Genomic DNA, 25,552 nt, shown 5'->3' with positions numbered 1-25,552 from the left:
ACGGCGCAGCCGCAAACAAAAAAATACCAAAAGTGTCAGAACCCTTGGTATCATTTAATGCGGCTGAGAGGACTTGAACCTCCATGGGTTATTCACCCGCTGGGCCATCAATAAAGTGAAACTGTGTTTTCTATTACAAAACCTTTATATATTAGTGTTTGTTTATATTGATCATGTTATTTTACAAAGATTAATTCATATTGTGGAGTAAAAATGGAGTCGTTTTTTTCATCACCAGAAAGTTACATGACATGTCTTGGGTGCCATGTTTGTTAAAATCACCATCTTCGTTTTAAAACGTACAGGTTTATAGTGTTCCATAACGCTGTCCTAAATGCAAAAAAATACTGGACGCAACTAAGTCAAATGTTTTTCACGTTACTATAGTCAAGACTTGCCCAAGTCACCATTATCAAAAAGAATTAATAAGAAACCAACGGGTGATGAATCTTTTAATCTTTCATTTTACCCGCTGACTCATATCAAAGGAGCTTTAACCAAATTTTAATAGCTGTCGCACTTATTAATAACGCTAAAATCCATTGCAGGAATTTTGTATTTGCTTTTTGCCCAACTGATGCGCCAATAGGAGAAGCAATCAAACTGGCAATCATAAGAACCAGAGCCGGTGTAAAAAGAACCTGGCCCGTGATTACTTTTCCAACTGTTGCGCCAATAGATGAAAGAAATGTAATCGCAAGAGATGAAGCGACTGTGATTCTAACAGGGATATTTAAAATCGATAACATAATGGGAACCAGGATAAAGGCGCCGCCAGCTCCTAAAATACCTGATACGCCGCCAATGAGAAACGCTAGGGACGAAGCCAACCATTTATTAAATATCACTTCTTCGTCTTCGCTATGTTCTTGTCCTTTTTTAGGTATAAACATTAAAATAACTGCTAGTATAGCCAGAATTCCGTATATAAAGTTAATTCCTTTTTCAGATATATAATGAGAAAAGTAACTCCCCAATACACTCCCTAAAAGGATGCTGCTTCCCATGTACATAATTAATGCTTTATTTAGAAGACCACTTTTACGATAAGCCCAAACACCCCCAAGTGTCGCAAAGAAAACTTGGATAGCCCCTATCCCTGAAACTTCATGGGCAGTTAATGACATCACTCCCACTAAAGAAGGAATGTATAATAGCATTGGATAATTAATAACTGATCCGCCAATACCCATCATTCCGGAAATAAAGGCACCAATAAACCCTATAATGAAAAGAGTTGTGATAAAAGCAATATCCATTTTGGTTCCTCCTTTCAAAGAAAAAGGGCATCTTTGTATTCGATACCCTTTCACATTCATTAGCCTTTTTTAATCCAGAATTTTAATACATCGCCTTCATCAGTTTGCTCTAAAAGATCATGCCCGCCTGATTTAGACCAAGCTGCAAGATCATTTTTAGCTCCCTTATCTGTTGCATGCACTTCTAATATTTGACCTGATTCCAGTTCATTCATCGCTTTCTTTGTTCTGACGATTGGCATTGGGCATGCCAGGCCTTTTGCGTCTAATACTTTATCTGATTTCATGTTCATCTCTCCTCTTTTTAATAGAAACTTGAGTTACCGTATTGCACAGCGGTTTGGACCAATCTCCATTTCACGCTGTTTTTCTTCATCTGGGCTGATTTTCCCCATGTTTGTTTCTCGAATCTCTTGGTATGCATTTGGCTGCGGAGGCAAATGATCTGTTACTAAGTGTCTGAATTCTGTTTCATCCGCAATGTTCAAACCATGGTTCTCGCTAAATAATGTACTTAGTTTTTTACCAACACTTCCATCCTTATTTAGCTCGTCAATGATCATAAAGTGTGCCGGTAATACAATTAAATCCTGTGACAACGCGTTGTAACGGCTATAAAGCGTTGTTCTTAAATCTCCTGCCCAATCTTCTGCCATACCGGCTAAGTCTGGTCTGCCAATTGAATCAATAAACAAGATATCACCTGAAAGAAGATACTGATCATCGACAATGAAAGAAGTGGAACCAATCGTGTGCCCCGGAGAATAAATCGGTTGAATTTTAATCTTTGTATTTCCGATGGTCATGTCGTTCCCTTCTTCCAACGGCTGATAATCGAATACCGCTTCTTCAGCATCTTTAGGCGGTAACCAGTAGGCTGCTTTTGTTTTTTCAGCAATGACTCTGCCGCCTGAAATATGGTCCGCGTGAAGATGTGTATCAAATACGTGAGTAATCGTCGCACTCTTCTCCTTCGCAAAATCCAAAAAGAAATCTACCATACGCGTCGCATCAATAATCGCCGCTTCACCATTGGAAATGACCATGTATGATAGGCAGCCTTTACCGATTCGAACAAACTGATACATCTCACCGCCATCTTTTAAATCCCCGACTTTTACCGGCTCTAAATGTTCGCTCCATGCTTTCATTCCGCCCTTAAGATAGGATACAGAATGACCTGCTTCAGAAAGCATTTCGGATACCATGACAGATGAACCTTCTTTTGCACAAACGACCAGCACATCTTTATCAGAAGGAATTTTCTCCAAGATATCTTCTACGCCATCTAAAAGATCGAAATACGGTACATTTAAATGGTCAAAATCATGTCCTTCAATCTTCCAATCGCTAAAGTCATTTTCATTACGTACATCCAAAATAAATAAAGGTTCTTTGTGAAAGATTTTTTGTGTGACTTCTTTTGCGGTAAGTGCTTGCACGGTCATGTTTACATACCTCCTTTTTCTGTTTTACCTGTCCAGTCCCGCATACCGGGAATAACATTAATAACCTTTTTAAAACCTTGTTTTTTCATGGTGTGAGCTGCCATTTCACTTCTTCTTCCTGAATGGCAAATAATATAAATTTCATCATTTTTGTTTAATTCGTTAAAGCGCTTTTCCACTTCGCCAAGAGGGATATGCACCGCTCCGGGGATATGGGCTTCTTCATACTCCTCTATCTCTCGTACATCTAAAATGTGAAGAGACTCATCACGATCCACTTTCTGTGTGAAAGCTTCTAATGAAATCTCAGGAATTGAAGATGCATTTTCTGATGAATGCTCTCCTCCTTTTCGAAGAAAGTGACGAAGGACTTCTCCCTCTGTTTCAGTACCTAGATATTCATGGCCTGAGCTTTTTGCCCATGCTTGCAGATCTGCCGCCGATCCTTTATCTGTTGCTTGAATTTCTAATAGGTCACCAGCTTTTAATTCTTTTATTTTCTTCTTTGTTTTTACGATAGGCATTGGGCATGACAAACCTTTAGCGTCTAATACAATATTTGCTTTCACGGTTTTTTTCCTCCTTTTCTTATATAGGGGCGGGGGTATATAAATATGCAAAAAGTTATTCCCTGGATGTTAATACCATGTATTCATACCGCCTTTTATATTTGTGATGTTTTTAAACCCTTGTTTCTTCAATATTTTACTTGCCTTTACACTTCTCATTCCGCTTTGACAGATCACAAAGACGTCTTTGTCTTTCGAAAGTTGATGAGTTTGACGAGGCAAGATAGACAAAGGAATATTTTTGAATCCTTTAATATGCCTTGTACGGAACTCATAAGAAGTTCGCACATCTATAAACTGTTTGTCTTTGTTTTCCGCCTCCGATTTTAAATCAGCAGTTGTTATTTGTTTAACACCATGCAATGGGAAAAAACGTCGAAATACGATCCAAAGTATTGAACATTACTCCACTATTCATAGTGTTATATCCCCCCTTCACTTATTCAATTGCAATGGATCACATTAGATAAATAAGTTGACATTGCCTTCCTCAGCGTCTGCCAAATAAGCAGCTACACCAGCATAGTCGATATCATCTAATAGTTCTTTTTCCTGTAAACCAAGAAGATCCATTGTCATCGTACAAGCTACGAGCTTTACACCTTGTTCTTGAGCCATCTCAATCAACTGAGGCAACGTAAGTGCATTATGTTTTTTCATCACATTTTTAATCATTTTAGGGCCCATACCTGCAAAGTTCATTTTAGATAAACCCATCTTATCGGCACCGCGAGGCATCATCTTTTCAAACATTTTTTCAAGAAATCCTTTTTTCACTGGAATCAGCTCTTCTTTACGTAAAGCGTTTAATCCCCAAAAAGTATGGAAGATCGTCACTTCATGATCGTAGGCAGCAGCACCATTTGCAATAATATAGGCTGCCATTGCTTTATCATATTCCCCGCTAAATAAAACAATTGTTGTGCGTTTTGTTTGTTTTGTCATGTTTATTCTCCTGACCAATCACTATTACCCCTGGGGGTATATTGAAATTAAAAATTTTTTCGAAAGATCTCCTATTATTCAATTCAATATATAAAATACCGGTAGGGGTATATTATAATAAATATAAAAATTCGTCAACCTTAAAGATGATAGGTTGATGAATTTTTTTATCGGCTCTTTACCAATAAGTCGACCGCTTCTTTTACTAAGTGTTGTGTGTCTTCTCCCTTTTCTAAACTTTCACGAACACAATGTTCAAGGTTTGTGCTCACAATCAAACCCATTGCTCGATCGATCGCATTACGTGAAGCAGCTAATTGGGTCACAACCTCTCTGCAATCTTTTCCTTGTTCCATCATGGTCAATACACCTTTTATCTGTCCTTCTATCCGGCGTAAGCGATTTTTAATCTTTTGATCATATTCCATGCGTTGAACTCCTTCTTTGAAATTTATATATTTGCATGTTATCCACTATCATTTCATACTGCGCTTTATCACACTACATTATTAACTAGATAATGTTTGTGAATCAATATTATACCCTTACAGGTATACTGTCAATTTTCAAGACGGCATGAGAATGATTTTAAAGAGTTAATATTAGTATCCCCTGTTTAATCACAAGAAGGCGCTGAAGTTGTACGTGATTTAATGCGTATGAAGAAAGAAAAAGCACTTAATTCAAGCGAAAAAAAAATGTTGGATAATGCATATGAATTTTTGATTAGTGAACTGGAAGTCATTAAAGGAATCACTGAAAAACAAATAAAAAGTTTCTGTTAAGGTTAATGACAGATAAGTTTTTCAGAGTATTACGATCAGACGTTCAACTTCTTCAACTTACTTTTTAAACATTAACCGCTTTTATTACTCCTCAATCTAATCTGTTTTATTTTTTTCTTCAACGAACACTTGAATTCTCGATGAAATAGTCACTTGATTTTTGTAATCCTGATTCACCCTGGCACGGACAAGGAGCCGTAACGATGGAAGAGAGGCAGGGCTTTCATTGTTTTAGGTCTAAGTGATTATTTCCGGAAGAAAAAACAACCACTCTCCCCTTTATCTTTCAGAATTTCTTACATCTCTTGCGACAGTGAATAGCAGTTTTTTATCTTATTTCATAAAAAAGATATGCGAATTGTAACAAAGAATAACATACCGTTACCTTGAGAACATAAAAACAAATCATCTATATATATTCCACATATCGTCAATCCGGTATGTTATACTGTAAACAATCCTTTGAGGTTTTAAACCTTTTTCTTACCTTGTAGCATCTGTCCCTACTCGAACGTTGAGTAGGGTTTTTTATTCAGTATGATACAGAGAACATAAAAAAACAGGCCCTATATAAAGAGCCTGTTTGTATAAACGATTGAAGATTAAGCAGTTTTTTGAACGTTAGCAGCTTGAGCTCCACGAGCACCTTGCTCAACGTCAAACGTTACTTTTTGACCTTCGTCTAAAGATTTGAATCCGTCACTTTGGATTGCAGAAAAGTGTACGAATACATCGTCTCCATTTTCACGTTCGATAAATCCAAAACCTTTTTCTGCATTAAACCATTTAACTGTACCTTGTTCCATTTTTGTTGCCTCCTAGTGTATTACACATTGTATTACTATCCTTGCCCAAAGTATCATCAAGACGAAAAGTCGATATTCATACTATCCTTTACACGAACAAAAATAATTCTCCTTTATCATAGCACGAAACGGAAATAACTGCAAATTAATATCATGTTTCATTCAGGGTTTTATTTGTTAAACGTGCGGCAGGTTTTTTTGTGAGAACCTTTATTTAGAAATTAGAAGTTTTGACGGACCCCTTACCGTACTTAATAATAAATATCATGTTGATAGGTGTATTTTTAAAAAGCCCACTCACGAAAACGAGTGGGTTTACAAAAGCTCTAACTAACCCGCAAAGGTTTTAGTCAGAGCTATTTATTTTTTGATCCAACTCACTAAGCCCCTACTCTGTCATCAGCTCGATAATATTCATTGGAACGTGATAAATCCCCTTTTTCATAAAAATAATCAGCTACTCTGATTGCAAAGTTTTTCAATGTCTCCGTACATTCTTAGGAGGAAGATACCATTAGCGATGACGCTAATGGCGCCCTTTGTTTCTACTCAGTAACTTATTCAGCTTCTCCCACAACTGTAAAGCGTTCATTTATATGTTTTGGATTTTCTATTTCATCCAATACTGCAATTGCATAGTCTGCATAGCTGATATAACTTTCGCCTTTCGAATTCACAAGAAGATGATCTTTTCCTGACTGATAAAACCCAGTTCTTTTCCCGTCTGGGTCAAATACCGCTGAAGGACTGATAAATGTCCAGTTCATATCAGAAGTTTCCTTTAGTTCTTGCAAGTTACGACCTTGCCCTTTAGCTGTTGGAATAAAAATCTCCGGGAAATCAGGTGTATCCATTACACTGACAGTTTTATTTTCGTCTACATAAAGACTCCCTGCTCCGCCTACAATTACTGCTCTTGTACCCATTCCTTTTAATGCCCTAATTAATGCCCGGCCAGCATCTACATGTGCCTGTTCTTCTCCTAATGGAGCTCCGAAGGCATTAACTATTACATCTAACTTTTTTAGATCATCCGATGTAAGATCAATTATATTTTTTTCAATGATTGAAACCTTTTCCTCTTTAAGTTTTGCAGCATCTCTTACAATTGCAGTTACCTCATGGCCCCTGCTTACCGCTTCTTTCAAGATAAGACTTCCAGCTTTTCCGGTTGCACCAATGATTCCAATTTTCAATTTAAAGTCCTCCTAATCATTCAAAATTTTAAATGTAACCAAATTGATTACATGTAATAATTTTAGTTACACCTTATTTGTTTGTCAATACTTTTATCACCTTGTTAATTGAGCATATTAGAGTGAAATAAACTTGTAATACATTCAGTTACAAGTGTACTATAAAGAGTGTAAAGTAATTAGGATGGTGAAGAAATCATGTCTATTAGCAGCCGTTTTGCTGTAGGAATTCATATATTGGCTCTTATTGAAATAAATGAAGACGGAATTAGCACTTCTGAATTTTTAGCTGGAAGTGTAAATACAAATCCCGCCTTAATAAGAAAAATTATGGGGATGCTGAAAAAAGCAGGTTTAGTAAATGTACGGCCAGGTATTGCAGGAGCTGAATTAGCGAAGGATTTAACTGAAATCACCTTACTTGATGTTTATAGAGCAGTTAATGTTGTTCAAGATAAAGAATTGTTTAGTATACATGAAAATCCCAATCCTCAATGTCCTGTAGGCCGGAACATACAAAGTACAATTGGTCCAATATTTGAAATCGCCCAATCTGCCTTGGAAAAAGCTCTTGGACATATAACAATTGAGGATGTGGTGAAGGATATTATCGAAAAAGAAAAATCGGCCAATAATTGTTAAATGATTCACAGAAAATCTTTTATCAGACTGGGGATAAGAAAGATCAATAAAACAAAAAGGGACTGGATCATATTGAATCCAGCCCCGAATTGATATTGATTTTTTGATTGAAAAAATGGCTTTTTAAGCAGTAAGCTTGCGAGAACTTTCTTCTGGCTGATAAAACGCAAGCTGAATATACTTGCCGTCATCATATACAAGAATTATGGCGTTATCTCTTTTGTACTCATCTGAATCTGCTCGCATTTCTTTTCTGACTTTCTTCTCCTGCTTAATCACTTCATTAATTGCATTATCCTATTTACTACCGCCGCACGCAGTCAGCAGAAGGATGAAGGTGACTGACAAATCATACGACCTACTATAGTAAGTCTATAAACAAAAAATACCAAAGGTGTCAAAACCCTTGGTATCATAGGGATCGGCCGAGAGGACTTGAACCTCCGCAGGTTATTCACCCGCTTGGCCCACCATCTATATTCATAAAACTATTGCTCAGTTGTCAGCATGTGAAGTAAATTACGAATTTCCTTGTTATAACTTTTAATTTCTTCTTCATTACAACCGGTTTTATCAAATACTGCATTAGGGATCATTGTGACTTTTTCTTTAAACTCATTCCCTTCAGTTGTTAACGTAATAATTACACTTCGTTCATCCTCTTTTGAACGCTCTCTTATAATAAGACCTCGCTCCTCAAGTCGTTTTAAAACTGGAGTTAATGTTCCGGAGTCCAGATATAATTCTTCGCCTAAACCTTTAACAGATATTTTTTCCTTCTCCCATAAAACAAGAAGAACCAAATACTGTGGATACGTAATTCCTAATTCTTTTAAGAGAGGATGGTATAACTTTATCATTTCACGGGAAGCTGCATAAATCGCAAAACATAGATGATTACTTAACAGTAATTTATCATTCTTCATGTTAAATCCCTCACAATATTTATATTCATTACTACACATAATAGCATAAGAATTAAATTAAGTAAAATTGAATGACTAACAATTTAATTAATCATAACTTATATACATGGAAACTTTATTTATAACCAAAATGTGTTTGAGGTGCATTCTTATTATGACCGATATAGATACTTCTACTATATTGTTTAGACCGACTCATAGATTTATTGAGCCACCTTCTCAATATGGTTATTATGTACACTAACTTTAAACTGCCGAAAACTGTTCTTTATTTTAGTCTAATCATTCATTTAGAGGATTTTAATTGCGAATTTCAATTTAGGACAATTTAATTTCAAAAAATTTAATTGACAACGCTGATTAGATTGATTAAAATTCAATTGTGTTAAATTTAATTTATAGGAGTGTTTGATGATGACAGTATATTTTACAGCAGAAGCTACAACAAAAGGCGGAAGAGAAGGTCATGTAACATCTAATGATCTTATTATTGATTTGGATTTAGCTATGCCAAAACCAAATCAAGTATCCGCGGCTACAAATCCAGAACAATTATTTGCGGCAGGCTATTCAGCTTGTTATGACAGTGCTCTTCATTTAGCAGCCCAAAGACAACGATTAAAAATCGAATCAGCTGTTACCGGTAAAGTAAGTTTATTAAAAGATGAAAGTGATAATGGTTATAAAATCGGAGTTGTTCTGGAGGTGGAAATTCAAGGGGTATCTCAAGAGCAAGCGGAAGAATTAACACATGCAGCTCATCAAGTATGTCCATATTCTAAAGCTACTCGCGGAAATATTGATGTACAAATCATTACAACAGCAATGTAAGACGAAAGATGCCAAGATCAATAGGCAAAAAATTTGATTAAAACATATAGGTGACCAGCCTTCAAATAAGGAGTGAGATTGATGTTAAAGAAAGTACAATTAGAAAAAGCAGCTCAAGAATTTGCAGAAGCAACCGCGAACCCACCCTATCTATTCGACCTTGGACCTGAGAAAGGACGAGAAGCTGTAGATGAGGTTCAATCTGACCCAATTGATAAACTGCCAGTTGATATTGAAGATGTTATGATTTCAGGAGGACCGAGCGGACAGGTATCAGTAAGAATAATGCGCCCGCAGAATGCGCCTGCGCACCTTCCTGTCATCGTGTACATTCATGGGGCCGGCTGGGTATTTGGTAATGAGCATACACATGATCGGCTCATCCGTGAGCTAGCAGTCGGAGCACAAGCTGCTATTGTCTTTCCAAATTACACCTTATCTCCAGAAGCAAAATATCCGACAGCCATTGAAGAAATCTATGCAGTAGTGAAGTGGGCATCTGAAAATGGCCGTGAGAACGGCATGATTCCCGAGAGTTTAACAATTGCAGGTGATAGTGTTGGAGGCAATATGGCTGCTGCTGTCACGCTAATGGCCAAAGCACGAGGTGACTTGAATATCCGGCAACAATTACTTTTCTATCCGGTAACAGACGCTTCTTTCGATACGGAATCCTATCACCAGTTTGCTGCAGGATACTTTTTACGCAAGGACGCGATGATGTGGTTTTGGGATCAGTACACAACCAATTCGAACGAGCGTGCTGAAATTACAGCATCACCTCTGCGTGCAACTGCTGAGCAGCTTCAAGGGCTTCCATCTGCATTGATTATCACAGCTGAAGCTGATGTACTTCGTGACGAGGGAGAAGCATATGCCAATAAACTTCGTGAAGCTGGTGTTCCGGTCACTGCCGTACGTTTCCAAGGTATCATTCACGATTTCGTGATGCTCAACGCCTTAGCTAAAACTGAAGCTGCGCGCGGAGCAATTGATCTCGCCGCAACCTGGCTGCGTAAAGGGTTTTAATCCATTTATTGTTTCGTCACATAGAGACTGCTGCAAATAAATAAAAAACAAACAGATCCACTCAAATAATTGAGTGGATCGTATATTGGAATAATGGAACTTTTGATGAGCTTTTTAATCGGGCTGGTTATTATTTTGTTGTTGAGATGTCCCTAATTGAAAAGCTAACTCCACAACAAACTCCATTTTTTCACCAGTTCGCCCTCTTCATATCCAAAAAACCTTTGTTGATTAGTTAGCGTACAAGTTCTCGTTTTCTGCTTTGGACCCCGTACAGAAAATAAAAAGCCAGCTCTCCTTCGGGAGAAGAACTGGCATAACAAAGCTTCTTGCTTCTTATTTTGCTGTATTGCCCGGACCTTTTAATTTCTCTTCGTTCTTGCGTCAATGTTTTATTATTAGGACACAACCAATAAAATAATGACGATCGAGAATAGCAACGCTGCATTTGCAAAGCAGTAAGCCCTCCAGAGTATAAAAGAGCTGCAGTCATTGCTGCTCGGATAATCCCAGCTTATTCTGAGTCTGTATTTCGAGTAGTCGGTCAATTAAATGGATGTTTTTTTCATTCCTTTTCTGTTTGTTCCATTTTCCACCACAGTGAATCTTTTGGATTTTCAACAGCTTCTTGAAACTCAGCTTTAGAAGCAACTGTTGGGTAAGAACCTTTTAAAGATTTACCTGAAGTATCTTTAAATAAGGTTAACACAACTATTAAGCCAATTAAACTGACTGCCAATAAATAGAAACCCGGCGCCAAATTGTTTCTTGTCACATGGGTTAACCAAGAAGCAACTAAAGGTGTTGTTCCGCCAAAAATAGAAACTGATAAGTTGAATGTCCAGGATAATGTACGATATCTAATGTCCGTATGGAACAACGTAGGTAAAGATCCTGGCATAGTACCTTCGTATACAGATAATACTATACCTAACATTAAAAGTCCTATAAATAAGAATGTTATATTCCCCATATTAAGAAATTGAAAAGAGATAATCGAAAATACAATTCCTAATACTAATCCAATTGTTATAACTTTTTTATTTCCTAATTTATCTCCCAGTTTACCAAAAGTTAAAGCGAACGGTACCATAATAATCAATACAATTGCTGTAACCGGTGTACTTATATTATCACTTATACCAAGGTTCTCATCTAAATAAGAGGGCATATACCCTAATAATAGGTAATTGGTTATATTGAAAAATGCCACAAATACGATACATAAAAAGATATCTTTTTTATATGTTTTAATGACTTCTAATAAACCTGGTTGTTGTTCTTGGTTTTCAGAGATGTCACTTTCAAAGATTGGTGATTCATCTAGATGACTTCTCAAATATAAACCAAATAATCCTATTGGAATACTTAAGAAGAAAGGAATTCTCCATCCCCAACTATTCATTTGAACATCAGATAAAGTCCAGAAAAGTACTGTAACTAAAACAGAAGCTACTATATAACCAGATAATGTGCCGATTTCTAAACCGCTGCCTAACCTTATACGTTTATTATCTGGAGAAGATTCTGCGATATATACCATTGCCCCAGCGTACTCTCCACCCACAGAAAAGCCTTGCAGAATACGGGCAAAGAGTAATAATATAGGGGCCCATACCCCAATCTGATCATAGGTAGGAAGCACACCAATTATTAAAGTAGATAAAGCCATCATTAAAATAGTAATTGTTAATACTATTTTCCGACCAAATTTATCACCCATTTTACCAAAAATAATTCCGCCTACCGGTCTAAGTAAGAAGGCAATTGCAAATGTAGCAAAAGTAAATATTAACTTTAATTCATCGTTTTGAACTGGACTGAAAAAGTTTTTACTAATAATAACTGCCAAATAAGAATATAAAGCAAAATCAAACCATTCCATCGCGTTTCCTATCCCTGTAGCAAACACGCTTTTCTTCGCTTTTTGAATGTCTACAACGTTAATTTTTTTCTTGTTAAACTTCATTTAATAATATCGACTCCTTAATTATCAAATCCACATTATACAAGCGCGTAAACGGTCCGAGCATGCAGTCCCAGAATGTATAGCGTAATGCTTCTCTAAAAGTCCGGGGGTTTCTGTTTCACCTGATGGAGAGCTAACGGCATAGTGGCTGATTGGTTCAACTGTACCTTACAAGACTAGACTAATATCCATATCAGCGCCAAATAACATTGTAAACCAGGAAAGAAGGATGAAATTAAGTGTTTTCGCTGGTTTCCTTAACTTATTTTTGCCGATTGGGCTAAAAATAATACAAGAAGCAACAAAAAGAGAAACAGCCAACAGATAATACCAGCCTAAGCGGTTAGTGAGATATCCTTGGGCTGTGGTCGGTATTTTCTGCAGACGATTTGGAGAAATGATTCCCCTTCATACAGCTCTATTGTGAATATGATCACAATCGAAAAAAAACTTTTATTTCTTCAAAGTAGCCTAAACCTTTATTTTAGATCTTCCATTACGTCTTCCAATATGTTTATTATAAGATTGAGGTCGTTCCTAAGAATTATTTACTGATTCTATCTTTATTACCCCACAATCAGGTGAAACAAAACACTATAAACGTAGCATACCTTTTTAAAACCTGACAAGCCCAACGGGGTGATAGAAACCAGGCTAAAGCCAAGCTAGTCAATGGATAGAAGAAATTTTTTTGTTTTTCCCAAGGAATAACCGTCTGCGTTTAATCTAGCCCAATTAGAAAGAAAAAGAGCAGGAGTAATCCTGCTCTTTCATTCAAAACTTTAATTTGTATGACGAATTTCGTATACCTTTTCGACTTTCCTTACCTATTAATCAGTATACAGACTACAACAGAAATAAGTAGCACAGGGTATGAAATAATGGATTTATTTTTGTTCAATGATTAAATGATCCCCAATGACAATAAAGACTAATAATTACTAAAATTTCAGGAAACCCCAATATTGCTTATCTTAATTATTGTTTAACTAATTGGTAATTGCAACAGTAAACTTATAGTTATGGAAAGTTATACCAACCGAAAATTTTCCGACTCAAGTCTGTTTAACCAGTTGTGAACCAATGAATTAAATACATCGGTTTGTTCGATTTGCAGGTTGTGACCAGCCATATCAAGTACTGCAAAAGTTGCCCTTGGGTAATCTTCGAGTAGCCGCCACGCATCATGGTATCCGACTACATTGTCCTGACGCCCTGTGATAATTAGCGTGGGATACTCAAGTTTAGATGAAATATCGAAGGTAAACCCATATCCATTTTGACGAATGTTGTTTACGAATTCATAATTTGTTTGTTTAGATGGAAGTAAAATTTCATCCCGAAACCTCTCCCATTCAGTTTTACCTTGCACAATCCCCATAGAGCAAAATTCATCCGCCTCCTCTGAAGACAAATGTGATATCAAGTCGCTGTCTCTTTTTAGAACAGTCTTCTGCGGTACTACCCTTTCATCGAATTCGGGTATAGTTAATGGTGCCATCAGCAGTAATCCACGAACTGTTTCCTTACGTGAACGAACGATACCTCTGGCAATGTACCCTCCATATGAATTACCGCAAACAATAAACTGTTGATCAGGAATAATCTCGTCCAAAAGACGCAATATCGCTTCTAAAACATCATCAGAGTTCTGAATAGACGGTTGTGGCTTAGAATGTCCCATACCCGGTAAGTCTATGTATATTCTCTTCCAACCGCTTCGTTTCTCGAATAACGGTTCCATTGCATTTAACATCACCTGATGGTCAAGTGTCCAACCATGCAACATAACGATCGGATATCCATCTCCAATTACTTTATGGTAAATCGACATGTATTTGTTTCCCCTTCCCTTTAATCCCAATGTTTCGGTATGAACATTTAATCCTTTCTTACATTTATCACAATTTTAACAAACTTTTAACTGAACTTGGTAAGTTGAACAAGGGTTATACATTGAATTTCGACAATCGCAAACTGTCATATGTGTCCGTCATATCAAAAGAATCTGTTTAATGTGTTGTTTAGTGCTTTCGTTACTGCGACTATCGACAAATAAGAACCAAGCAAAGTATTGTCCAGATACGTTGAGTATTTTGATCACTTTGAAATAAGTGATTGAAAATACACTACCTAAAATCACTGCAGCCAATAGAACCCGGCTGATTTTCATCAATCATCTCCCCTTTTTTAATTTTCGTAGAGAGCATTAAATTTCCTCGTTTATGAGATAATCAGTGACTTCAATCGAAAAATCTTCAACATCAGCAAACATTCTCCTAGAAGTCTTGGTTTTCTTCCATGCTTAGCAGCACTTTCTCTACTTTTGCAAATTGGAGTTTGAGGCATTAGTAAGCTAACTATAAATGATGAAAATATTTGTGCGATGTCTACTGCAGATGACTTACTTTAGGTAAGTGGGCAGTAGATCATTTAAAAATAAGCGCAAAAAAAATACCAAGGGTCTCTCTATTACCCTTGGTATCATTGGGATGCGGCCGAGAGGACTTGAACCTTCACGGATTATTCAGCCGCTGGGCCCTCAACCTAATGAAAACGTATCAAGTATTACATAAACCTTATAAATAAAGCATTCTTTATCTTCATTTCCACCTGTTTTCTTCTTTTTCATGAATTTTGGGCACAATCACTGAAAATATTAGCTTTAAATTTGTAATTTCAGCTAAGACCTAAGAAACCACTAACAAGAAAAGTAACGTAGTCTCGCCCACTAGGTGCGATAGTTTTTTCGTTGTGCGGGTATCGGAAAATCTTTGCTAGTAGCAGTGCCTCAATAAGAAGATCGCAATTTCCACTTACCTAGCTATATCAAGGTTTACTTGTCTGATTTGGGATGTTTGGGGTACAAAAGTTGAGTTACAAACATTATTATCCAAAAGAACGTTTACTGTAATTATTTTACATGGTATTATTTGTATTGTGCATATGGAATATGTATGTGTAATAAATGAAATTAAAAGGAGTGCTTGATCGTGAATCTTAAATCCATTTTCAAAGGAGTAACATCGACTCTGATAGCTGGTGTAATTGTTGGAACTTGTACTATACCTGCTTTTGCGGAGTCGACTACAAGTGTATCGCCGAAAAATTATGCAGTTAAAAGTGGGGTATTCAAAGCTCTAGACAAGGAGGTTTCAGAGGGCTCTGTTGATCAATCAAGCTGGAGTCGGGAGTTCGAATTAGATGAGAATGACGGAGCACAAGTAAACTTCTGGATTTCGAATAACGGAAGTAATGACATAAAAATATCAATTGATGGAAAAGTCTCAAGAACCATCGCACCAGGCAAGCAAGGCAACATTTCTGCCGAGGTTAAAAATGGTTGGTTTGGTTGGACATACAATTACACATTTACAGCTTCACCAACGGCTCAAGGTGGCAGTGTTAAGATGAAATATAAAATTGCCCAAAGAAATAATTAACGAATTACGGAAAGGTAATCACTTATTACCTTTCCGTAATTTCATCATTTTTTGGTTTTACAAATAGATCCTTATTTTCTGTAATTTTGTGATAAATTCACTCCAGGTTTTTCATCTTCTCTTTTTCTGGAAATAAAAGGTTTTTGTATTAAATCCTATATGATGCAAATCAAACCGATTAGTAATAACTTTTCTCCAATTTTCTGCTCCTGCTTTTCTTGCTCTTTTCCCCTCAGCCTTATGAAATATTATCATGTCCTATATTTAAGGGTTATACAGCGCTCATTATCATTATTTACACCTTTTTGATGTTTTTTCATATTTCTGGACAGTAATTGGGAGTAATGAAGCCCTTCGTTTTTTATTTTACTTATCTTGGTGAGTTGTCAAGGTAACAAAAAAATACCAAGAGTTGTCTAAACCCTTGGTATCATTGAGATGCGGCCGAGAGGACTTGAACCTCCACGGGTTATTCACCCACTAGGCCCTCAACCTAGTGAAAACGTATCTTCATTTATAAAAGCCTTTATTTATAACACTTATTTATTTCGTTTATACTAATATTCATAATTTGTTGTTAATTCTGGGCAGTAAATGGGCATAACATACGCTATAAACATCTTATATTAGTGAAGCAGAAATGCATTTTCACTGTGGATATGAGTTCCAATTTACATTAAATCAAATGTATTTGCTTTCTCTTTAAATTTAATTTTAATAAAACCCTTCTTCTTTAAAAATCAAATAAGTCGTCAGCAATTAGTTCTATTTCTTGATGTTCTTTTTCAATTTGTTCCAATATGTTTAAAGTGTTTTTTAACACAACTGTAATATTACCAAAACATCTCATCATATCACGTTTTAAATATGAATCCATAGCTCTCATAGCTGTAATAAGGTGTACTTGTGGTATACTGAAAACAATATTATTTTTATTGCTTATTTCTTCGAGTGCTTCTTTCTTATGATCATCACTTATACCAAGTAGACTTAAGAATAGATCTACTTTCTCTATAGAATCAAAGAAAATTTTACGCACAGCATGAACAGGCAATTCGGATCTAAAATAAACATTATTAACTAAAGATAGCAGTGAAGCAATTGAACGTTTATGTCTCCTCATAAATAGTCGTGGGATTAGCCCGATACGACCATCACTATAAACATTTAAATTAAATCTAACCATCTCAAAATTTTTTTCAATATAATATTCGAAAATTTCCTCATTGTTTAAACCTGTTATCTCTTCGCGAAATTCTTTTAACAACGGGATAATTAATAGTTTTTCAACCATAGCTCTATTTTGATCAAATAAAATATTTAATACTTGTTCACTTCTAGTAACTCTACCAGAGGAAAGAATCTTCATAAGTAATTTTTTCTGTCTATCTTCAGATTGTCTACTGATAAATTTTGCAGTGAAATATTCCTGAAACGAACGATGTAAATAAATGTATTTTAGACCATCCAAAACTAAAATACAGACTGCCTGAATTAAATCAGACTTATAGTCTTCTGTATTGAAATCTAATCGTTCAATTTTTTTTGCTTTAACAATAAAATCATTTAACTCTGAACTGTTAAAAGAGATTTTATTCTGCAAATAGCTTAGTGCTGATATTGTTTCTAGTATCTTTGTAAAACCATCAGACCCTAAGTTATCAGAATCAGTTTTCTTTGGCCTTTTATAAGGTTTTATTGCGTCATGTTTAAGGTTTAAAACATCAAATGCTTGACCAAAAAAAACATGGATTTTTTGAGGAATATCTGCAAATTCGTCAAAAGTCATTAACATTAAAGTTAATAATAATGGATTATTACAAAAAGATTCGTGGTCATCATACAGTGTTTCTTTTAGCTTTTTTAAAAACCCATCCTTTATCTCATTATCGTATGGAAGTTTTTCTATTAACTCAATAGATTTTTCTTTAGTAAGTGGTAACATAGTTAATTCAGAAAAACCATCCCACCCCATTGATACACTATCGGATTGTCTTGAGGATACAAGATAATAGTTTTCATTATACTTACAAGTTAATTTATCTATTTCTCTGATCATCTTAGTCTGTCTGCTGTCTTCTACCTCGTCAAAACCATCGAATAAAAATATGTACACACCCTTATCTAAAGAATGCATAAAATAATCTTTTTCTAATGTAAATCCAAGAGTCACCAATTCTTCATATATACAATCAATCAATGAATAATCTGTCCCATTAACATTTCTAAGTGGAACAAATATAGGAATTTTATCAGTATGCATCAAAGAGCTTAGAAACAAGTGCTTAAATAAAGTGGACTTCCCAGTTCCACCACTTCCTAAAACCATATTACATCTATTATATCTCAGTAAATCATTTATATCTTTTGCTGAAATAATATCTTTCTCACACTTTAAATTAGTATAAACATAAAATTCATAGAGATTTATTGGATTTGTTCTATGAATAAGGGTTTTAACCTCACCATATTTTTTTGCAGCCCTGGTCAGGTAAGTTTTGTATGCATATTGAGTATTAACCTGGATATCAGCTACTTTATCCTTACCAAATTTAATAATTCCATTTAATATAGTCTCCATATTTTTTTGAACTATATCAGAAATAAACTTGCTAGTATCAAATTGTGTTTGTTCCATTTCCTTCTCCTTTAATAGTAAGGTTAAATCGTAAGGTATGCTTATTTGCAAGGTGTTAGTATAATCACACTATCCTTGTGTGAATGTACAATGTTAAAAAAGAACAGACAAACCTGTAAAGACGAACCTTCTCTTACGCATTCCTTTTAGAACCTCTTCTGTTAGGGGCAAAACAGCACTTTCTCAATAACTGAATCAATTCCATAATAAGGGCAGACGGCTGTGTCCTCATCATCAACCTCTTCACTTAAACCAATTATTACAAATGATCCATGTCTTTACAATCCTATATTTCATTAAGCAAGGTATTAATGCTGTGAATATCTAACAATAAAAAAAGCTTAATCCAGAAATAGGACAAAGCTTTCTTCCTTATTAATTTGTCTATGCACCTACCCTATCTGAAGCAACTTTGATCTCATTATTATGATCACTTTGTAAATAAGTTATTGAAAACACTCTACCTAAAATCACTGCTGCCAATAGAATTCGGCTGATTTTCATCAATAATCTCTCCTTTTTTAATTTTTCGTCTTGCTTCAATACTCATCCGATAATATTCATTAGAGAGCATTAAATTTCCTTGTTTATGAAAATAATCAGCGACTTCAATCGAGAAATTTTCAACATCAGCAAACATCTTTCTCGAAGCCAGATACGAAAATGCATTCTTTATTAGTTGAGTCTCACCATCAGAAAAAAATAACCTCTCTAATAATTTGAACTTCGCTGAGTATTCCTTATCATCACTTTTAACGGCAATAAAACGCCCTTTCCTAAAGTATATCAAAGCAACATTATAATTTTGTTGTTTTGCTTCAACATAGGTTAAAGTGAATAACGTCTTTGTTAGGAAAGTCTGTTTTAATTTTCTGGAAATTTCTAATGCTAAGACCAAATGTTGTGAAACCTTTTTATATTCTTTCAATTTATCATAACAAATTCCAATATTCATGTGTGACATTGCAATTAAATGTTCAATGTTTTCCCTTGGCAATTTCCAAGGAATTCAAAAAATGTTCCAAGGCTTTTTCATACTCCAAAGAATCGATCAGGTTTCCTGCTACAATAAATTGACACCGCACAGTCTGAACAGCATACTCTTCATACTCTCTAAATATTTTTAGTGCACGATTTGCATAATTTTAGAAAAGTAAGTCTGTTTCATATAATAATAAACTTACGAAACCTTGAAAAAAATTCAGCTTTCTCTATTTCATCTTCCTCTTCGGAAAGTTTTGTTTCAGCAATTCTATAAGCACTCCTGTTAATTGTCCCTGCTCTTCCATTTCTTTTATTGTTTCATATGCACTATTTAAATCATCAATCCTTTTCGATTCCATATAAGTCAACATTATCTCGTTTCGGAATTCAAGCAATTGATAGTATAATAGAGCATCTTGATTTTCTTCCATATTCACTAATTCTTTTTCCACTTCTTTTTTTATATGCTCAACCTGTTCAACTTGATCATTTTTAATAAAAGTATACCAATTGTTCAATTTTTGAGTGACTAGGTCGTACGGAATTTTTTGGTTTTCATCGAAGAGAATCCGGTGCAATCAAATTCCTCCAATAAAAAATGGTGAAATATATACGTTAATATTATTATGGAAGGTCGAACATTTTTTGACAAAGTTAAAATGCACAAAGGTACGTTTTATCTATTGAAGAAATTATTCTTTTCGTCTTTATTGCGGTTATTGTAAGTCTTTTGTTTCTTGACAAGGATGAACATAGACATCTACGAAAGTGTTTTAACATGATTGTTGCAGTGAGATATAACGATATAAGAGTAACCATGTCATTACCAGCACGTTGTGGTTTGAAAGCAAAAATAAAAACACACCAGAAATTTTCTGGTGCGCTTTCGAAAATACCTTTAATTAGCTTAGAAAAAATTACTTAAATATTATTCTATTTGTCTTCAGATTCCTTGATGAAATAATTTGGTCTGCTAAAACATCATTATCATCTTTCAACCTGATAATAGGATTATCATTTTGATTCCATTCATTAAATAAATTCCTACCAAGAAAACTTATACAATGCTTTATTGTCTTTATATTCTTATCCTCTAGTGAAAGACTATCATCTCCATCATAGATAATACCACTGAATTTTTCTTTGAATATTATTTCATAAGGTTGAGCATTTCTTTCCCAAAAATAGATTGCTTCATGGACTTTTAAAATCCTTAATAAGTTTTCTAAAAACTCGGGGATACGTGCAATATGAGTTACATTCATATTTTTATGTATATCCCCACTGAAAAGAAACCCATTTATACATTTATCTGCTGAACTTGTAACGCCTAGTCGCTTTTGTAACATCAAAACAACAGGTGTTTGTTCGTATTGCTTCCAATCAATCCTTTCTCCATGGAAAAATACTGAGATTACGTCACTTTCATGTATACACTCAATCCCTACATCACTTAAATATTTTCTTAATTTAGTTTCACCAGTTAAAGCACTGTATAGGTTATATATATTTTCTTTATTGCATTCATACTCTAACCTTGAAGATAAATGTGAAATCGTTACCGATTCAATAATGTTGCCTTTAAGCCTATTTACATTTGACTTTACCGTTTTAAAGAATTCATCAATATCAATTTCAGACCACGCTATATCTAGTAATTCAAATTTTTTATCAATTACATATTGTCTAAGATCTGACTCCGAGATACTCAATATATTAGAAAGAGTTAAATAAAGCTGGTTGACACACCTAGTATCTAATACAGACACCCAAATAACCTCCTGTGATTCTTTTCTTTATATTAATTTATAAAACAATTGTGATTTTATCCTTGTATTTTGCAAATTCTGCGATAAGCTGAACATTATTTAACAAAAAAAGAACAGACATAAAGTCTACTCCTTAGTTTTCGTTTCCTTACCTTTAACCTCTTCATAATCTGGTGTTTTCTTATACAAGCCTAGACGGTCATACTCTTCAGTCGCAGGTATATGCTCCATTTCCTCATAATCATTCCCCATTTTTTCATAGTATTCATACGAGGAATAATTGAGTGAGCCACCATTATAAAAAGCAAACTGAATATATTTCCCACTATCATTATACACGAATTACGGCATTACCCCTTTTGACATCATCAGTATCCCTTCCTATTTCACTTAAAGAGGTCTTATACTTCTTTATTACGTTATCAATCGCATGATCATATACTTACACCGAACGCATTCAGCAGAAGGATGAATGGAGATACCGGGAAGTACCCATTAGATTAAAGACTTACAATACAGAAGCGCTTCACTTCAAGTTAATGGACACATTTGGTAACAATCATAAAACACAAAAAATACCAAAGGTAGTTAAACCCTTGGTATCATTGGGATGCGGCCGAGAGGACTTGAACCTCCACGGGTTATTCACCCACTAGGCCCTCAACCTAGCGCGTCTGCCATTCCGCCACGACCGCGTGCTATGAAGCTGTCTTTCCACTAAGCATATAAGCTAGTGATGATGATCAGCACTTTGAAAAGAAAGTGCGGGTGAAGGGACTCGAACCCCCACGTCGTAAGACACTAGATCCTAAGTCTAGCGCGTCTGCCAATTCCGCCACACCCGCGTGACAAGTGGTGAGCCATGAAGGACTCGAACCTTCGACCCTCTGATTAAAAGTCAGATGCTCTACCAACTGAGCTAATGGCTCGCTCTAAAAGTGATTCAAAATTTTTAAATAAAATGGCTGGGCTAGCTGGATTCGAACCAACGCATGACGGAGTCAAAGTCCGTTGCCTTACCGCTTGGCTATAGCCCAACGAAGGTAAATGGTGACCCGTACGGGATTCGAACCCGTGTTACCGCCGTGAAAGGGCGGTGTCTTAACCGCTTGACCAACGGGCCGTCTGGTTGAGAACTTATCTGGCGGAGAAGGAGGGATTTGAACCCTCGCGCCGCTTACGCGACCTACACCCTTAGCAGGGGCGCCTCTTCAGCCACTTGAGTACTTCTCCATAATGGCTCCACAGGCAGGATTCGAACCTGCGACCGATCGGTTAACAGCCGATAGCTCTACCACTGAGCTACTGTGGAATGATCAGACTTTCTTTATTATAAATGATGCGACATATTGTGTCAATAAGCAACATTTATTTTTTTGAGAAAGCATCGTTGTCTCTCAACGACTTTTATAATTTAACACAGATCATTGAAATGAGTCAAGCCTTTTTAAAAAATTCTTTTGATTTTTCCTCTGCACTTTCCGCAGGCATATCTTTCCGGGTTCATTGCCCGCTTCTTTATATACTGTTGGCCGCAGGCCTCGCATCTATACATATATGTTTTCTTTTGTGTCTTTTTGGTTTGCAGCGGCGTGCAGAATCTTGGCGCTCCGACTTTCTGAAGCAGGTCTCTGAAATCCTTGTCTCTGTGCTTGTACCCTTTTCCCTCAAGATGAAGATGATAATGGCACAGCTCGTGTTTGATGATGCCTATCAGCTCGCTCTGCCCGTGTTCGAGAAGATATTTGCGGTTTAATTCGATGTTATGGGAAGACAGCATGTACCGGCCGCCTGTCGTTTTCAGCCGGTCATTGAAAAAGGCCCGGTGACGGAACGGCTTTCCGAAATCCTGTGCAGAGATGTCTTCCGTCAGCTTTTGAAGTTGTTCGTTATCCATATGTGCACCCCGCTTTAAAAACATTGAACGGGACAATTCACCGTTCGCATACAATGTGTTAAAACCGACCTCTAACTAAAAGCTGAGGAGGAATGAGCCATGCCGAATTGGCTGATGAAACAAATGCAAAAAGCGTTTTTAGAAAAGGACAATTACCAAATCAAACTGCTGAACCAGTGCTGGTATTTCTACAGAAAAAAACACTGCTCGTAAGCAGTGCTTTTATTTTACCATAGACAGCGACACTCTGCCTTTTTGCACGTCCACCCCTTCAACCCATACGGTGACGATGTCTCCGACCGATACGACGTCGAGAGGGTGTTTGACGAATTGATTGCTCAGTTTTGAGATGTGCACAAGCCCGTCCTGCTTGACGCCGATATCGACGAAAGCGCCGAAGTCCACAACGTTCCGGACGGTGCCCTGCAATTCCATTCCTTCCTTTAAATCCTCAAGCTGCAGAACGTCTTTTTTCAGCAAAGGCTTCGGCACTTCGTCACGGGGATCTCGCTCCGGCCTTGTCAGCTGCCCGCAAATATCCGTAAGCGTAATCTCCCCTATACCGAGCTCCTCAGCCGTTTCAGACAGCGGCAGTGCGCTGATTTTCTCTTTTACGTCCGCGCTTCCGATCTGATCCGCAGTGAGCTGCAGTTTTTTGAGCAGCGCCTTTGTCTCTTTATAGCTTTCCGGGTGTATCCCGGTGCGGTCGAGCGGCTCCCGTCCTCCGGGCACTCTCAAAAAGCCGATGCACTGTTCATATGTTTTTGCGCCGAGACGCGGGATATCTTTCAGCTCTTTGCGGTTTGTAAATTTTCCGAGCTCTTCCCTTTTTTTGACGATATTGCCGGCAACGGTTTTGGATAACCCGGCTACATATTGAAGCAGCGCGGCTGATGCTGTATTGACATTCACCCCGACTTGGTTGACGACGGTCTCTACGACAAAACGGAGAGATTCGTTTAAATGCTTTTGGCTGACATCATGCTGGTATTGCCCGACACCGACGGATTTAGGATCAATTTTCACAAGCTCGGCCAGCGGATCCTGCAATCTCCGCGCGATGGAGACGGCGCTGCGCTCTTCGACCTGAAAATCCGGAAATTCCTCACGGGCGATTTCTGACGCGGAATACACGCTTGCTCCGGCCTCATTGACGATGACATAATAAATGTCCCGCTCTGTTTCTTTCAGCACATCAACGACGAATTGCTCTGTCTCCCGTGATGCCGTGCCGTTTCCGATCGCCACAACCTCGACTTCGTACCGATCCAGCAATTCTTTGATTTTTTTTCGGGCTTCCGCTGTCTTTTTGACGGGAGCGTGCGGGTAAATGACATCGATTTTCAGCACTTTTCCCGTCTCATCAACGACTGCCAGTTTGCACCCCGTGCGGAAGGCCGGATCGACGCCGAGCACGACTTTTCCCTTCATCGGCGGCTGCAGCAGGAGCTTACGCAGGTTTTCAGCGAAAATATGGATCGCCTGCGCGTCTGCTTTTTCTGACAGTTCTTTGCGGATATCGCGTTCAATAGCCGGCTGGATCAGGCGTTTATAACTGTCCTCAATGGCTTCTTTCAGCGTTTCTTTCACAGGTGTTTCACGGTGTTTGATGATTTGCTTTTCTAAATAAGCTTTTATCTGATCGGCGGGCGGTTCGATCGCAATCTTTAAAATGCCTTCTTTTTCACCGCGGTTCATCGCAAGCACTCTGTGAGGAACGACCTTTTGGATCGGCTCTTCGTACTCGTAGTACATCTCATAGACGTTTTTCTCGTCATCTGCGGCTGACTTGCCTGCCGCGGAAGTGAGAATTCCTTTTTTATACGTTTCCTGGCGGATCCACTTTCTGAAATGAGGATCATCCGAGATTTGTTCGGCTATGATGTGCTTCGCGCCTTCAATGGCTTCCTCTCTTGAAGCGACTTCTTTTTCTGCACTGATATATTGATCAGCGACGTCGTGAAGGCGGTTTTCTTTCGGGAGAGAAAGAATATAGTCCGCAAGCGGTTCAAGGCCTTTGCTTTTGGCGACGGTGGCTTTTGTTTTCCGTTTTTGTTTGAAGGGGCGGTATAAATCCTCGACTTCCTGAAGCTTGACCGCTTGCTCGATTTTTTGCTTCAGCCCGTCTGTCAGCTTGTCCTGCTCGGAGATCAATCTGATGACTTCTTCTTTCCGCTGCGTCAGGTTTTGTATGTATTGCCACCGCTCGGAGATTGCCTGAATCTGCACCTCGTCCATTGAGCCGGTCTGCTCTTTTCGGTACCGCGCAATAAACGGGACGGTATTGCCGTCTTCCAGCAGGCGGATGACACTTTCGACATGTTTTTGGGATAACGCTGTTTCTTCAGCAATTTGTTTTTTCAAAAGGGCTAACGTTTCCATATCACAAAAGCCTCCATCTCTTCTTTCTTTCTCT

The 25,552-nt window shown here is 37.1% G+C and carries 23 protein-coding genes, 7 tRNA genes and 7 pseudogenes; 6 read left to right on the top strand and 31 right to left on the bottom strand.

Features of this window, described 5'->3' with window-relative positions; translation table 11 throughout:
• Window positions 1-482: 482 nt before the first annotated feature.
• From L3V45_RS02645 to L3V45_RS02615, 7 genes and pseudogenes are all read right to left on the bottom strand, one after another.
• Window positions 483-1,259 (bottom strand): sulfite exporter TauE/SafE family protein, encoded by a 777-nt coding sequence (locus L3V45_RS02645; protein WP_003156134.1) that lies wholly within the window; start codon window positions 1,257-1,259, stop codon window positions 483-485.
• 59 nt (window positions 1,260-1,318) lie between these two features.
• Window positions 1,319-1,546 carry a sulfurtransferase TusA family protein gene (locus L3V45_RS02640; RefSeq protein ID WP_003156135.1) on the bottom strand — a complete coding sequence of 76 codons (228 nt, stop codon included), beginning with the start codon at window positions 1,544-1,546 and terminating at the stop codon, window positions 1,319-1,321.
• A 33-nt stretch (window positions 1,547-1,579) separates the two neighbouring features.
• Window positions 1,580-2,687 (bottom strand): annotated as a pseudogene (locus tag L3V45_RS02635) (MBL fold metallo-hydrolase); the annotation flags it as partial.
• 22 nt (window positions 2,688-2,709) lie between these two features.
• Window positions 2,710-3,276: a sulfurtransferase TusA family protein gene (locus L3V45_RS02630; protein WP_003156138.1), complete on the bottom strand. Its 567-nt coding sequence runs from the start codon at window positions 3,274-3,276 to the stop codon at window positions 2,710-2,712.
• A gap of 69 nt (window positions 3,277-3,345) precedes the next feature.
• Window positions 3,346-3,672, bottom strand: a complete 327-nt coding sequence (locus L3V45_RS19570; RefSeq protein ID WP_076983187.1) for a rhodanese-like domain-containing protein — start codon at window positions 3,670-3,672, stop codon at window positions 3,346-3,348.
• A gap of 66 nt (window positions 3,673-3,738) precedes the next feature.
• Window positions 3,739-4,221 (bottom strand): DsrE/DsrF/DrsH-like family protein, encoded by a 483-nt coding sequence (locus L3V45_RS02620; protein WP_043866856.1) that lies wholly within the window; start codon window positions 4,219-4,221, stop codon window positions 3,739-3,741.
• Window positions 4,222-4,388: 167 nt separating this feature from the next.
• The gene (locus L3V45_RS02615; protein ID WP_003156141.1) at window positions 4,389-4,649 is read right to left on the bottom strand and encodes a metal-sensitive transcriptional regulator; all 261 of its coding nucleotides are present in this window, start codon (window positions 4,647-4,649) and stop codon (window positions 4,389-4,391) included.
• Between the two features lie 195 nt (window positions 4,650-4,844).
• On the opposite strand from L3V45_RS02615, the pseudogene L3V45_RS02610 reads away from it, so the two are divergent.
• Window positions 4,845-5,006: pseudogene (locus L3V45_RS02610) on the top strand (CarD family transcriptional regulator); the annotation flags it as partial.
• 602 nt (window positions 5,007-5,608) lie between these two features.
• Here the strand turns inward: L3V45_RS02610 and cspC are convergent.
• Together cspC and L3V45_RS02600 are read right to left on the bottom strand one after the other, a co-directional pair.
• Complete coding sequence (gene cspC / locus L3V45_RS02605) at window positions 5,609-5,812, bottom strand: cold shock protein CspC (RefSeq protein ID WP_003156143.1); 204 nt, start codon at window positions 5,810-5,812, stop codon at window positions 5,609-5,611.
• A gap of 557 nt (window positions 5,813-6,369) precedes the next feature.
• Window positions 6,370-7,008, bottom strand: coding sequence for an NAD(P)-dependent oxidoreductase (locus L3V45_RS02600; RefSeq protein WP_003156145.1), 639 nt, complete (start codon window positions 7,006-7,008; stop codon window positions 6,370-6,372).
• A 198-nt stretch (window positions 7,009-7,206) separates the two neighbouring features.
• Here L3V45_RS02600 and L3V45_RS02595 point away from each other — a divergent pair, with 198 nt between their 5' ends.
• On the top strand, window positions 7,207-7,650 hold the full coding sequence (locus L3V45_RS02595; protein WP_046559367.1) for an Rrf2 family transcriptional regulator: 444 nt from the start codon (window positions 7,207-7,209) through the stop codon (window positions 7,648-7,650).
• A 123-nt stretch (window positions 7,651-7,773) separates the two neighbouring features.
• On the opposite strand, the gene L3V45_RS02590 is transcribed toward L3V45_RS02595, so the two are convergent.
• A complete protein-coding gene (locus tag L3V45_RS02590) occupies window positions 7,774-7,938 on the bottom strand; it encodes a cystatin-like fold lipoprotein (protein WP_300949938.1) in 165 nt (54 codons plus the stop codon).
• Window positions 7,939-8,138: 200 nt separating this feature from the next.
• A complete protein-coding gene (locus tag L3V45_RS02585) occupies window positions 8,139-8,576 on the bottom strand; it encodes a MarR family winged helix-turn-helix transcriptional regulator (protein WP_003156155.1) in 438 nt (145 codons plus the stop codon).
• A 411-nt stretch (window positions 8,577-8,987) separates the two neighbouring features.
• On the opposite strand from L3V45_RS02585, the gene L3V45_RS02580 reads away from it, so the two are divergent.
• Window positions 8,988-9,407, top strand: coding sequence for an organic hydroperoxide resistance protein (locus L3V45_RS02580; RefSeq protein WP_014304409.1), 420 nt, complete (start codon window positions 8,988-8,990; stop codon window positions 9,405-9,407).
• Between the two features lie 81 nt (window positions 9,408-9,488).
• On the top strand, window positions 9,489-10,436 hold the full coding sequence (locus L3V45_RS02575) for an alpha/beta hydrolase (RefSeq protein WP_015388665.1): 948 nt from the start codon (window positions 9,489-9,491) through the stop codon (window positions 10,434-10,436).
• Window positions 10,437-11,001: 565 nt separating this feature from the next.
• On the opposite strand, the gene L3V45_RS02570 is transcribed toward L3V45_RS02575, so the two are convergent.
• The 6 genes and pseudogenes from L3V45_RS02570 to L3V45_RS02545 form a co-directional block, all read right to left on the bottom strand.
• Complete coding sequence (locus L3V45_RS02570; RefSeq protein ID WP_003156158.1) at window positions 11,002-12,405, bottom strand: MFS transporter; 1,404 nt, start codon at window positions 12,403-12,405, stop codon at window positions 11,002-11,004.
• A 38-nt stretch (window positions 12,406-12,443) separates the two neighbouring features.
• A pseudogene (locus tag L3V45_RS19605) lies at window positions 12,444-12,810 on the bottom strand (BCCT family transporter); the annotation flags it as partial.
• A gap of 625 nt (window positions 12,811-13,435) precedes the next feature.
• Window positions 13,436-14,239, bottom strand: a complete 804-nt coding sequence (locus L3V45_RS02560; RefSeq protein WP_014304407.1) for an alpha/beta fold hydrolase — start codon at window positions 14,237-14,239, stop codon at window positions 13,436-13,438.
• 115 nt (window positions 14,240-14,354) lie between these two features.
• Window positions 14,355-14,479, bottom strand: a pseudogene (locus L3V45_RS02555) (IS1595 family transposase); the annotation flags it as partial.
• Window positions 14,451-14,578 (bottom strand): annotated as a pseudogene (locus L3V45_RS02550) (hypothetical protein). The pseudogenes L3V45_RS02555 and L3V45_RS02550, both read right to left, overlap by 29 nt.
• Window positions 14,535-14,689, bottom strand: a pseudogene (locus L3V45_RS02545) (tetratricopeptide repeat protein); the annotation flags it as partial. The pseudogenes L3V45_RS02550 and L3V45_RS02545, both read right to left, overlap by 44 nt.
• A gap of 709 nt (window positions 14,690-15,398) precedes the next feature.
• On the opposite strand from L3V45_RS02545, the gene L3V45_RS02540 reads away from it, so the two are divergent.
• Window positions 15,399-15,848 (top strand): hypothetical protein, encoded by a 450-nt coding sequence (locus tag L3V45_RS02540; RefSeq protein ID WP_069448575.1) that lies wholly within the window; start codon window positions 15,399-15,401, stop codon window positions 15,846-15,848.
• A 733-nt stretch (window positions 15,849-16,581) separates the two neighbouring features.
• On the opposite strand, the gene L3V45_RS02535 is transcribed toward L3V45_RS02540, so the two are convergent.
• From L3V45_RS02535 to L3V45_RS02475, 13 genes and pseudogenes are all read right to left on the bottom strand, one after another.
• Window positions 16,582-18,486, bottom strand: coding sequence for an NACHT domain-containing protein (locus tag L3V45_RS02535; RefSeq protein ID WP_069473162.1), 1,905 nt, complete (start codon window positions 18,484-18,486; stop codon window positions 16,582-16,584).
• 384 nt (window positions 18,487-18,870) lie between these two features.
• Window positions 18,871-18,990, bottom strand: a complete 120-nt coding sequence (locus L3V45_RS02530) for a phosphatase (protein ID WP_076982802.1) — start codon at window positions 18,988-18,990, stop codon at window positions 18,871-18,873.
• Window positions 18,947-20,039 (bottom strand): annotated as a pseudogene (locus tag L3V45_RS02525) (Rap family tetratricopeptide repeat protein). The gene L3V45_RS02530 and the pseudogene L3V45_RS02525 overlap by 44 nt, the downstream one beginning before the upstream one ends.
• Before the next feature lie 348 nt (window positions 20,040-20,387).
• Complete coding sequence (locus L3V45_RS02520; RefSeq protein WP_069473161.1) at window positions 20,388-21,239, bottom strand: hypothetical protein; 852 nt, start codon at window positions 21,237-21,239, stop codon at window positions 20,388-20,390.
• A gap of 126 nt (window positions 21,240-21,365) precedes the next feature.
• Window positions 21,366-21,578, bottom strand: coding sequence for a cystatin-like fold lipoprotein (locus L3V45_RS02515; protein ID WP_069473160.1), 213 nt, complete (start codon window positions 21,576-21,578; stop codon window positions 21,366-21,368).
• Between the two features lie 272 nt (window positions 21,579-21,850).
• Window positions 21,851-21,934 (bottom strand) — tRNA-Leu (locus tag L3V45_RS02510).
• Window positions 21,935-22,002: 68 nt separating this feature from the next.
• Window positions 22,003-22,084, bottom strand: a tRNA-Leu gene (locus L3V45_RS02505).
• Between the two features lie 8 nt (window positions 22,085-22,092).
• A tRNA-Lys gene (locus L3V45_RS02500) sits at window positions 22,093-22,168 on the bottom strand.
• A 33-nt stretch (window positions 22,169-22,201) separates the two neighbouring features.
• Window positions 22,202-22,276 (bottom strand) — tRNA-Gln (locus L3V45_RS02495).
• A gap of 11 nt (window positions 22,277-22,287) precedes the next feature.
• Window positions 22,288-22,362, bottom strand: a tRNA-Glu gene (locus L3V45_RS02490).
• Between the two features lie 19 nt (window positions 22,363-22,381).
• A tRNA-Ser gene (locus L3V45_RS02485) sits at window positions 22,382-22,472 on the bottom strand.
• A 4-nt stretch (window positions 22,473-22,476) separates the two neighbouring features.
• Window positions 22,477-22,551 (bottom strand) — tRNA-Asn (locus L3V45_RS02480).
• 135 nt (window positions 22,552-22,686) lie between these two features.
• On the bottom strand, window positions 22,687-23,136 hold the full coding sequence (locus L3V45_RS02475) for a SprT family protein (protein ID WP_014304406.1): 450 nt from the start codon (window positions 23,134-23,136) through the stop codon (window positions 22,687-22,689).
• A 99-nt stretch (window positions 23,137-23,235) separates the two neighbouring features.
• Here L3V45_RS02475 and cmpA point away from each other — a divergent pair, with 99 nt between their 5' ends.
• Window positions 23,236-23,349, top strand: coding sequence for a cortex morphogenetic protein CmpA (gene cmpA / locus L3V45_RS02470; RefSeq protein ID WP_003156164.1), 114 nt, complete (start codon window positions 23,236-23,238; stop codon window positions 23,347-23,349).
• A 9-nt stretch (window positions 23,350-23,358) separates the two neighbouring features.
• Here the strand turns inward: cmpA and L3V45_RS02465 are convergent, their stop codons facing one another.
• Window positions 23,359-25,518 (bottom strand): Tex family protein, encoded by a 2,160-nt coding sequence (locus L3V45_RS02465; RefSeq protein ID WP_160249101.1) that lies wholly within the window; start codon window positions 25,516-25,518, stop codon window positions 23,359-23,361.
• Between the last annotated feature and the right edge of the window lie 34 nt (window positions 25,519-25,552).

The organism is Bacillus sp. R45, assembly GCF_021729365.1.
GTDB lineage: Bacteria > Bacillota > Bacilli > Bacillales > Bacillaceae > Bacillus > Bacillus velezensis.
This window is presented reverse-complemented; position numbering and strand designations above follow the sequence as displayed.